General features: G+C 69.0%; 9 protein-coding genes. 5 read left to right on the plus strand and 4 right to left on the minus strand.

All coding sequences use genetic code 11. The features are described 5' to 3' along the window. Nucleotides 1–231: 231 nt before the first annotated feature. Together AB0J80_RS38220 and AB0J80_RS38225 are read right to left on the minus strand one after the other, a co-directional pair. Nucleotides 232–456 (minus strand): hypothetical protein, encoded by a 225-nt coding sequence (locus tag AB0J80_RS38220; protein ID WP_364714703.1) that lies wholly within the window; start codon nucleotides 454–456, stop codon nucleotides 232–234. Between the two features lie 302 nt (nucleotides 457–758). Beyond that, nucleotides 759–932 carry a CsbD family protein gene (locus tag AB0J80_RS38225; RefSeq protein ID WP_364714705.1) on the minus strand — a complete coding sequence of 58 codons (174 nt, stop codon included), beginning with the start codon at nucleotides 930–932 and terminating at the stop codon, nucleotides 759–761. Nucleotides 933–1,480: 548 nt separating this feature from the next. Here AB0J80_RS38225 and AB0J80_RS38230 point away from each other — a divergent pair. From AB0J80_RS38230 to AB0J80_RS38245, 4 genes are all read left to right on the plus strand, one after another. After that, nucleotides 1,481–2,293, plus strand: coding sequence for an ATP-binding protein (locus AB0J80_RS38230; protein ID WP_364714706.1), 813 nt, complete (start codon nucleotides 1,481–1,483; stop codon nucleotides 2,291–2,293). Between the two features lie 96 nt (nucleotides 2,294–2,389). After that, nucleotides 2,390–3,331 (plus strand): YhjD/YihY/BrkB family envelope integrity protein, encoded by a 942-nt coding sequence (locus tag AB0J80_RS38235; protein WP_364714708.1) that lies wholly within the window; start codon nucleotides 2,390–2,392, stop codon nucleotides 3,329–3,331. A 330-nt stretch (nucleotides 3,332–3,661) separates the two neighbouring features. After that, nucleotides 3,662–4,729 carry an acyl-CoA desaturase gene (locus tag AB0J80_RS38240; RefSeq protein ID WP_364714710.1) on the plus strand — a complete coding sequence of 356 codons (1,068 nt, stop codon included), beginning with the start codon at nucleotides 3,662–3,664 and terminating at the stop codon, nucleotides 4,727–4,729. A 363-nt stretch (nucleotides 4,730–5,092) separates the two neighbouring features. Continuing rightward, nucleotides 5,093–5,431, plus strand: a complete 339-nt coding sequence (locus AB0J80_RS38245; protein WP_364714712.1) for a hypothetical protein — start codon at nucleotides 5,093–5,095, stop codon at nucleotides 5,429–5,431. A 449-nt stretch (nucleotides 5,432–5,880) separates the two neighbouring features. Here the strand turns inward: AB0J80_RS38245 and AB0J80_RS38250 are convergent, their stop codons facing one another. Both AB0J80_RS38250 and AB0J80_RS38255 read right to left on the minus strand, forming a co-directional pair. Further along, nucleotides 5,881–7,068 carry a glycoside hydrolase family 16 protein gene (locus AB0J80_RS38250; protein WP_364714714.1) on the minus strand — a complete coding sequence of 396 codons (1,188 nt, stop codon included), beginning with the start codon at nucleotides 7,066–7,068 and terminating at the stop codon, nucleotides 5,881–5,883. Nucleotides 7,069–7,809: 741 nt separating this feature from the next. Next, nucleotides 7,810–8,244: a hypothetical protein gene (locus tag AB0J80_RS38255; RefSeq protein ID WP_364714715.1), complete on the minus strand. Its 435-nt coding sequence runs from the start codon at nucleotides 8,242–8,244 to the stop codon at nucleotides 7,810–7,812. Between the two features lie 578 nt (nucleotides 8,245–8,822). Here AB0J80_RS38255 and AB0J80_RS38260 point away from each other — a divergent pair. Further along, a complete protein-coding gene (locus AB0J80_RS38260; RefSeq protein ID WP_364714717.1) occupies nucleotides 8,823–10,100 on the plus strand; it encodes a ricin-type beta-trefoil lectin domain protein in 1,278 nt (425 codons plus the stop codon). Nucleotides 10,101–10,414 lie beyond the last annotated feature (314 nt).

The following is a 10,414-nucleotide window of genomic DNA, read 5'->3' on the forward strand; positions in this document are numbered from 1 at the left end:
CCCGAGGGTAGGGCTTGGGCACAGCAACATCCTTCCAGCCCGCCATCACGGCAAGCCATCTCAGATGTCACCTATCGGTGCAGCAGACCCGAACGCAGAGCGGTCGACGGGCGCCGGCCGCTCGCGGCTTTGTGTGGACCGTACAAAGGCGGGGTGACGGCGTGCAGGCCTACCGGCCGGGACCGGTGGGATCGCCGCTGCCGGCGCCGCCCCATGTGTGCAGCCTCCCTCTCAGACCACAGCACCGCGAGGCGCGACCTCGATCGCGGCGACGCCTCGGCCGTACAGCACGACGAGCCGGTCGCCGTGTTTCGTGCGCAACATTCCTGAGTCCTGTGCCAGAGCAGAGATCGCGTGTTCGACAAGGTCCGCCTCGTCGGGGACATCAGGGTCGTCGTAGGTGATGTCCATGCGGTCGCCGCTGACAAGCCGGACGCGTAGCACCGTCGTCGCCATACCGCAAAGCTACTTGAGTCCGGGGTGCCAGGTGTCTGCGCCGAGCGAAGGCGCGTGACGTCCGGCGGTCGGCGGCCATCGTGTGACCGCCCTCGCGCCGGTGGCATCGGCGGTTGGGTCGCTGGTCCGCGGGTGCCGGGGTGCGATAAAGGGCCGCGAGGTCCAGGACGGGGTCACCCCCACCAGGACGCGCTCAGGGCGTGCTCATGGGCGGGGCCCAGGAGAACCTGCCGGTGGGCGGCCGGCGAGCACGGAGAAGGGGGGGCCGGCTCAAGCCGGTCCCCCTTCTCTCTGCTCGAGGACTACTTCTTGAACGCGTCCTTGATCTTCTCGCCGGCCTGCTTGACGTCCGACGATGTCTCGTCGGCCCTGCCCTCGGCCTTGAGGTCCTTGTTGTCGGTGGCCTCGCCCACGCCCTGCTTGGCCTTTCCGCCGGCCTCCTGGGCCTTATTGCTGATCTTGTCGTCGAGTCCCATGACGCGATCCTTCCCCGGCGCTCCGGCATGGACGTCGTCGGCTGACCACGCCTCGCTGAGCGGCGGTGCTTCGCTATGGGGATGCCCCGGGCCGCTCGCGCGAAACACCTTCCCGAAAACGAGCGCCCGCGACACGGTCATTGCCGGTCCACAGTGCCGGTTCGGCGGTGAGATCGAGAACCTGTAGGGGCAGCAGCCTCCTCGACACGAGCCGTACGGGTGGGCCGACGATCAAGGCGGCGGCCGGCCCACCGCACGCTGGGCCCGGCGTGACGGGCCACCAGTACCTCAAGCCGAAGGTGAATGCATGTCCGCCGCGTCGTGACCATCACTCGCAGGGTGACCAGCAATCCGAGCGCCTTGATATAGCGTTGCGGTGTCGGAGATGGCGCTTGTCTCCGGCCCGCTGCCCCAGTCCCCGGTAGCGCACCACATCTGACGAGGTGCCTGGGAGCAGCTTTGGTAGTCGCAGACTTTCCGACGGAAAAACCTGCCCATCGTACGACCGCTGGCGCCGTCACGCGGGTGGGCGGTTCACGGTGACGGAGGTGGGTCGTCGCGCGCCGGTGCAGCCGATCGAGCCCCCGTACCTGCTTACCTTCGTCACCGAGCGTATCGGCGCGTCAGTGGCCGTCACCGGTGACGTGGGCATGGCGGTGATCGAGGTGGCGGTGCACGGCCGGTGGTCGCCTCAGCTGGGTGAACACGTGTCTACTGCCATGCTTATGTGCCTGGCCGGGCCCGCTGTCTCGGTCATCGTCGACCTGCGCGATCTGGCGGACTCTTACGGGGCGAGCCTGCCGTTCTGGTTGGCGCTGTGGCGACAGGCCCGGCTGGGGAGCGCTTCGGTGCGCGTGACGTTCTGCCTGCCGACTGCAACTGCGTTGAGCCGGCGCTTCCGGTATCTCCAGGGACCGCAACCACGCGTCTACGCCACCGTGCCCGAGGCGCGGGCGGCGTGCGCCGCGCGGACGTCTCGCGCCGATCGTCTGCAGACCCATCTGGAACCAAGGCCGGCATCGGTCGAAGTCGCCCGCGCCCTGGTGACAAGGGCATGTCACGCTTGGGATCGGCAAAGGCTGCTGCAGGACACCTGGCTGATCGCGTCCGAGCTCGCCGCCAATGCGGTCGAGCACGCCGGCACCGACTTTATCGTCACGGTGTCACGCACCAGCACACGACTGCACGTGGCGATTCACGACTGCGTCAGCAGGTTCCCGCACCCGGGCGAACTGAGGCTCGACCTGAAGGCGTCGCTCGACGAACGGGGGCGAGGGCTGCGGCTGGTGCACGGGACAGCCGCCTCGTGGGGGACTGTGCCGACGCAGGACGGCAAGGTGGTGTGGGCCGCTGTGAGCTGACCGCCGAAGTCCGGAGCGCCAGTACGCCTGTGCGGATCACGGGATCTACATCGAAGTCGCGGCGTAGCCGGGCGCCCGGGCGGGTATCTCGCCAGCGTGGCGGGTCAGCGTCTGGTGTCGGCGGTCGGTGCATCCTGGCGGCGGCTGCGTCACCGTGTCCGGTGGCTGGATCACCTGATTCGGGCCGGCGTCCGGTACGACCGGGCGGACGGCGGCCGGCTCGCCGCCGCGGTGACCTACTACGCGTTCTTCGCCACGTTCGCGCTGGGGCTGCTAGGCGTCGCTGTGTCCGGCTTCGCGCTGGACGACCCGGCGGTGCGCCAGTCGGTCGAGCGTTACCTCGCCGAGGATCTGCCCAGCGTGAACGTGCAGGCGCTGCGCGATGCCCGGGGCACCGTCGGCATCATCGCGTTCATCGGCTTGCCGATCACCGGATGGTTCTGGGTCGACGCGTTGCGATCGTCGATCCGCCGGATGTGGTGGCTGCCGGAATACCCCGGCAACCTTGTCGCCCGCGTGCTCGTGGATCTTTTGGTACTGGCCGGACTGGGGCTTCTGCTGATCCTGTCGCTGGCGGTGGCATGGGCGACGACCGTCGCCGCGAACCGGCTGGTGGACGCGGCGGACACCGGCATCGACCTCTCTCGGTGGCTGCTGAGATCGGTCGGGCTGCTGGTCGGCATCGGGTTCAACACGGTTCTCGCCGGTGGTGCGCTGACCGGAGTGTCCCGCGTGCGGATGCCGTGGCGCCGGCTGCTGGGCCCGGCGGTGCTGGTGGCGCTCGGCCTGGAGCTGCTCAAGGCGCTCGGTGGGCTTTACGTGCGGCACACCGAGGCCAATCCGGCCTATCAGCTCGTCGCCGGCTCGGTCGGGCTGCTCGTCTTCCTCAACGCGATCAACCAGCTGCTTTTGTTCGCCGCCGCGCTGACGGCGACAGGCACCACCGGCCGTCCGGCCGACCTCGCCGCCGGGGACGAGGACGATGCCGGCGCGCGAAGCGATCAGCTCGAGCCTGGCCCTGCCACCCACCGGCCATGACGCTCGAAGCTGCGGTCGCCATGCCGGACGCCGGGCTCGAGTGCACCGGTCCCGTGGACGACGGCCCATGGCGCCGTCATCGGCGCCGCCCAGCCGGCATGCGCACCGTCGGGCCGGCACCCGGGACGCCGGAGCGCGAAAGGTGACCGGCCATCATTCTCCGCGCGACTTGTTTCCCGTTCCGTTGAACGGGTAGTTCCTCTGCAGCGCGGTCACCGCTTCGGTGGGGCCGCCGCGGCCGTCCAGACTCCGCGGCCTGATCATCATTTCACGTTCGCCGGACCCCACGACATCGTCGTACCCGCCGATCACGGTGGCAGGAGTCGCGCGATGAGCGCATCGGTAACACAGCGGCCGCAGACCGCTGGCAGTAATTTTGCCGCGTTGAACCGGCAGATCGTCGAGGCCGGACTGCTCGAACGCCGGCCCGCCTACTACGCCGTACGGGTGAGCGTCGTGTCCGCGATGTTCGCGGGCGGCTGGCTGGCATTCTTCATGCTCGGCTCGTCCTGGTGGAACATCGCGGCGGCCGCGTGGCTGGGAGTGGTCTTCTCGCAGGTAGCCCTCCTGGCGCACGACGTGGCCCACCGGCAGGTGTTCCGGACGAAGAGACCCAGTGCGCTCGCGGGCCGGATCGCGGGGAACGTCGCCGTCGGGATGAGTTACGGCTGGTGGATGGACAAGCACACCCGCCACCACGCCAACCCCAACCACGACGAGCTCGACCCGGACGTGCAGCCCGAGTTGCTGATCTGGGCCACCGAGTCAGCGTGGGGCCGCAGAGGGGTGAAGGGCTTCGTCAACCGTCACCAGGCTGGACTGTTCTTCCCCTTGCTGACGCTGCTCAGCGTCGACCTGCGCATCTCCAGCATCAAGGCGCTGCGGCGCCGGGGCATGAAGTGCCGCGGACCGGAAGCGGGCTTGATGGCGTTGCATCTCGTTGCCTACGCGGCCGCGCTGCTGCTGGTGCTGTCACCGCTGCAGGCGCTGGTGTACTTTCTCGTGCACCACGCGGTGTTCGGGGTGTACCTGGGGATGACCTTCGCGCCCAACCACAAGGGCATGCCGCATCCGACCGGTGCCGAGGACTACCTGCGCAAGCAGGTCCTGACCTCGCGCAACGTCAAGGGCGGCCGGCTGACCGACGTGGCCCTCGGCGGACTCAACTATCAGATCGAGCACCACCTGTTCCCGGCGATGCCCACCCCGAACCTTCCCAAAGCGCAGCCCATCGTCCGGGCGTACTGCGAGCGGGCGGGTATCCCGTACGAGGAGACGGGTTTGATCAGCTCGTACCGGCAGGCCCTGCGTCACCTGCACGCCGTCGGAGCCCCGCTGCGGGCAGCGCGGCGCGATCGGCGACTCGCCGCCGCCGGCGGCGCCCCGACGCCCCGCTGACGTCAGTCTCGGCGAACGGCTGTGCCTATCAGGCTTTTCTCAGAGGTGGGTTGGTCCTGCGAGCCGCCGTCAGGGGGACACTGGTCGGCTCGCAGGACCACCCGAACCGTCCGGCTCGGTGCATTCGTCCCCGAACGAAGGATCAGGTAGTTGCGGCTGCCGCGACGCCGTAGCGTTGCGGCAGCGCTCGTCGACACCGAGCGTGTCGCTCCAGACCCCGGCGGCCTCTGACGGCCCACCGCTCTGGAGATTTCATGGTCAGCAACCGCCGTGATCTTGCCGGACACCCTCGGCGCGTCGAGCGGGTCGTGTGGGGCCGGCGAGCGGAGATCTTGAGCAGGTGAGCGATTCCACTTTGATCAAATGAGCTCGCGGGGCAGCGTACCCGCGTTCGTCGCGCTGTCCGATCGGATTGTCGATGTCGCCCGCGCTGAGGTGGCGGGCTTTTCGGGCAATGCCCGGCTGGGTCAGGTACTCGCTCCACGTACGTCGAGGCGTGGTGGCTGGCCGGTTGCCACCGCGCCGGGCATCGACGCCACGGGCTGGCTCACCGGGATCGTGCGGCGGCGCATCGACGACGCACTCCGAGGAATGACGCGGCAGGGCATGGACCTGGCCGCGCAGGGCCCGCGGCCCAGCTACAGCGATTGGAGCTGGCGGCCGCTGCTCCGGCGTCCGGGCGGCGACCCGCAGGGCGCGTGACCAGCGCCTGGAGACACCACAACGGGTGAAGGACGCCACCGTCCACCCGCACCCGACCCGGCGCTTGCGCGCGAGCTGGACGGAGCGCCTCGGCGTCCGGACCGCCGCGCGGCCCAGGTCGCGCCCGGCTTGATCCACCGGACAGAACGCACGCTCACCAAGCTCGCTTACAGCGACGGCAAGACCCCGTACAGCTACAACCCCGTCGGACAGCGCACCACCATGGCCGACGGCACCGGCACCACCCGCTACACCTACGACCCGACAATCATGGTCGAGTCACGACCATCACCAGATCGCCGGTCCAATGTCGGTCGGAGTCCTGGCAGCCGGTCGTCTGGACGGGGATGGCCCGAACGACACGAGCGTGGTCCCTCGGCGTTGCCGCCGCGACAGGGTCCGGCCGACCCCCTCGCGGCACCCCGGCGTCAGCCCGGCCACCCGGCCGGTCAGACCGGCGGTCGGCTCGCACCCCGGGTCCGCGATGGGCGCGGGTGTCCACCCCCGTGACCGGCGGGGCGACCCGGCGCCACAGTCCCGGTCTGCTGCCCGTTCGGTGGGTTGCCCGGCCGGCCGGTGGGCTGACCGGTCGGCCGTGCGGGTGGGGTGGTGGGCGGCGCGGCGGTCGGCCGGCTGGTTGGCGCTGTGGTGGCCGGCGGCGGGTTCGCTCCATCGCCGGCGCCGCTGGCGAAGACTGCCACGTAGTCCACCAACATCGGCACGCCCGACCGGGTGCTTGCCGTCGGTGCGCCCCCGCCGAACGCCGCCGGGAAGGAGCCGCCCATCGCGACGTTCAAAATGATCAACATGCCGTGGTGGGTGGCGTTGTTCCACGCCGTCGCGTCGAGCTTGTCGGAGCTGAGGGTGAAGGTGTTCTGCCCGTCGAAGAACCACTTGAGTGTCTCCGGGGTGCGGCTGCGGTCGTACTCCACCGCGTAGGTGTGGAAGCCGGTGCCGCATCCGGAACACGGCTTCTCGCCCGAGCCGAGCCCGGTGAACTCGTTGCACGGGCCGCCCGGCGCGACCCCACAGTGCAGGGTCTGGAAGTATGAGTCCCGGCCGTTGATGGACTCCATCACGTCCCATTCGCCGATCCCGGGCCAGTTCGCGGCCCCATTGTTGCGCGCGTCGGCACCCATCGTCCAGAACGCGGGCCAGTAGCCGGTGGCTGCGGCGCCGCTGACGTTCGGCTGCTGCAGCGACGCCTCGATGCGGAGTTTGCCGCCGACCGGCGCGGCGAAGTCGGTGCGTTTGGTCTCGATGCGCGCGGAAGTCCAGTTGCCCGCGGCATCCTTGATCGGCTTGATCGCAAGGTGCCCTTGACCGTCCTGGAAGACGTTCGCGGTGCTGTTGGTCATGTTCTCGATCTCGCCGGTGCCCCAGTTGACCGCTCCGCCCGGATAGCCATGCCCCAGGTCGAAGATCCAGTTCTGCCCGTTGACCGCCGAGTTGGCCGGGCCGGTGAAGTCGTCACTGAAGACGAGTTGCAGTCCGGGCGGAGCTGGCGGCACCGCCGCGCCAGCCACCATGCGAGTGGTGAACCAACCTACGGGAATCAACGCCAAGACGACCGCCACTGCCAGAAAGCGGATCGTCCGGCTTCTGGCGGGTGGCATCGCTGCTGCACGGTAGCTCATCGAGTGCCTTTCTGCGCGTCAGGACAGCAGGGCGCGAGCTTCCCGACGGACAGTTGGCGGCCCCGGACGCGCGGGAGAACGCTCTCGGGCTTCAGTACGGGCACCCCTCCGCGAAGGATCAACCGGGTTGGCTTAAACCATCCTTAACACTGCAACGCCGTTACCAGGAGAAACGCGTTGATGATCGGGGTGTTGACCATGGTGTGACGATGTCGATGCTGAGGTGTGGTCGGCCGAGCGGGATGCGTGGCATGCCTGGATCGCCGGCCGGTTCGCCCGGTCGCAGCCGCGGCAGCGCGCAACCGGGTCGATTACCGCCGTCCGGCGGCACTGTCCGCTCCCACCGTGCGTTGTACCTCAGCCGCGGCTTGTCGGTGCTGCGCGATGCCGCGCAGGCGAAAGTCGTGGCCGGGCAGGCCGCGAACGGCTGGCCGGCGCCGACCACGCCCAGGCGTCGGGCGCCGGCACCCGGGCCGGCGCGCTGCTCACCCGCGATCGCCGGATAGCACGGGCGGAAACCGCCGGCCGTGACGCACGGCCGGCGGTTTTGCGCCAGGGGGTCAGCCGCGGCGCCACATCTGGTTCGAACCGGCCCGCACCGACGCCAACAACCCAGATCCGGCACTGCTGACGGCGGTCGGACAAGGACCCGAAGACGGGTGGGCGGGGTGGACATGTATCACCTGCGCGACGGCCGGCTGACCACCCCCGGCCGGCGCGGGCAGCAGAGATCGGCCGGGTTCAGGGCAGCAGCGGATAGGCCGTCGCCGCGAAGCCGATGGAGGCCACCACCATGGTCGCCCCGACGGACAGCGTCTCCACCGGAGCTGGGGTCGGCATCGACCACAGGGTGCGTCCGGTCGCCGGGTCCAGTTCATGCAAGACCGAGTCGTACGAGGCGGCGAAAATGCGCCCGGCCTGGCTGGTGGCTACGACCGGGTTCAGCAGCCGACGAAACCAGCGCAGCGTCGCACCCTCCGCGGCGGCCACTCCCGATACACACTCCGTCAGCCGGGCGTCGTGGACGCCGACGGCGACCATCGCGCCCGCCGACGTGACGACGGATATCTCAGTCGGCGAGTCCGGGCCCGGAATATTCGCCGCGACGGGCACTGCGCCGCGCCGAACCAACGGTGGATGCTGCCGTGACAACACGCCCCGGCCGGCCGTGAACACCGGCCGTCCGCTCGCCCCCCTGCGACCGTACGGCCTGCAGCACCTCGTTTGACGCCGCATCGTGTGCTCATTCAGAGCCCCGTCGCGTACCAGCGTGGTGGGCGCGGACTTCAGCCCAAGGCGGATGCCGGGACCCGCACCGACAACCAGGCCGCAATACCGACGCGGCCGTCCCTCGGACCGGGTCACGTCGTGTGACAGCAGACTCGTGGCCCGAATCGGTGCCCGCGTTCGTGCCACCGGCGGACGTTCTGGGCACGCAGGGCAACCTGGGACCGAGTGCGCGGCCATCCCGGCGCGTGCCGACTACGACGTGGTGTTCCGCTCGGTGGAGGTGAACTGAGTAGCCAATGGTAAGGACGTAAGCCCGAATAGAAGTCATCCAGCGCTCTGAGCTGCTCAGCGTTGATCGCTGAAGTGGGCATTGACATTTACCACTGGTTTGTTTCCACTTGACTTCCGTCCCCGCGTCCCCTCCACGAAAGAGAGCCGGCACGGCTGCATCCCCCTCGCTCCGCCGCGTCGCCCTCGGCGCCGCGGTCGCAACGACCGTTGGCGCACTTGTCACGGGCAACCTCGTGTTCGCCACCGACAGCAACGCGGCCACGGCGGCCTGCGGTGTCTTCTACGACGACTTCAGCTACAGCTCCGTCAGCGATCCGGCGTTCACCGGCAACGGCTGGTCTGCCCGGAGCAACAGCGGCGGACCGGGCATGCCTGGTGCCGGCTGGTCCCCCAACAACATCAGCTTCCCGACCGTCGACAACCAGAAGGTTGCCCAGCTGAGAGGATTCACCGACGGCACGGCCGGCGGCACCTCGCAGGCCGAGTTCTTGCAGGTGCAGCGCCGGTTCTTCAACGGCACGTACGCCAGCCGCATCAAGTTCTCCGACGCCCCGGTCTCAGGCTCCGACGGCGACCACGTCAACCAGACGTATTTCGTCATCGGCCCGGAACAGCGCTACGACTACGACCCGCTGTACAGCGAGCTCGACTTCTCCGAGTACCTGCCCAACGGCGGCTGGGGTGGCAACGGGCCCACCAACTACCAAACCAGCTACAACGGGTTCCAGGAGAACCCGTGGGCGCCCCACAACAAGGTCTCCCAGCAGAACCGCAGCATGGCAGGCTGGCACAACGTGGTCACCCAGGTCGGCGGAAACCACGTCAAGTACTACATCGACGGCGTGCTCGTGGGTGACCACACCGTCGACGAGCAGACCGGCACCTTCCCCGTCTACCCGCGAGTGCCGATGAGCCTGAACTACAACCTCTGGTTCATCGACGGCGACGGCCACACGGGCGGCACCAGCACGTACACCGAGGCGGTCGACTGGACCTACTACGCGAAGGACCAGATCATCGCACCGAACGACGCGATCAGCCAGGCCGACGCCATCCGCGGCAGCGGCGCCAGCCACCAGGACACCATCGACGTCACCACCGGCTGCGGCACCACGCCGCCGACCGGCAGCACCAACGCGCTGCGCGGGCAGGGCAGCGGCCGCTGCATCGACGTGCCGGCAGCGAACAGCGTGAACGGCGCCCGCCTGCAGATCTACGACTGCAACGGCACCGGAGCGCAGCAGTGGCAGTTCGCCAGTGATGGCACGGTCCGCGCGCTCGGCAAGTGCATGGACGCCGCCGGGGCCGGCACCGCGAACGGCACAGCGGTTCAGCTCTACGACTGCAACGGCACCAACGCCCAGCAGTTCGTTCTCTCCGGCGCCAACGACTTGGTGAACGTGGGCGCGAACAAGTGCGTCGATGTGACGGGCGTGGCTACCGCTAACAATTCCCCCCTCCAGCTGTGGGACTGCTCCGGCGGATCGAACCAGAAGTGGTCCAAAGCCTGAGTGACTGATCGCGATGGGCAGGGAGCTGACCGCGAGGTGGTCTCCGGCCGAGCCGGCTGGGACGTCTTCGACGACGGCCGCTGGGTGGAATTAGCCCGGCTCAAGGGCAACCGGGGCAACCAGGTGTAGGACGTTCCCGCTTCCGTGTCGGTCGAAGACCTGCGGCCCTGCGGTGGTATGTCGTGCTCGTCGGGCCGTGGTCCCGCGGGGCCACCGCCCCGCGCGGGGCGAACAGCAAAGACCCCCGACGCCGCGGGCCGGGGTGACGGCGGCTCTTGTGCAAGACGCGCCGTTTACAAAAAACCTTAGGGGGC

Origin of the sequence: Actinoplanes sp. NPDC049548 (genome assembly GCF_040676695.1) — a bacterium.
Classification (GTDB): Bacteria; Actinomycetota; Actinomycetes; order Mycobacteriales; family Micromonosporaceae; genus Actinoplanes.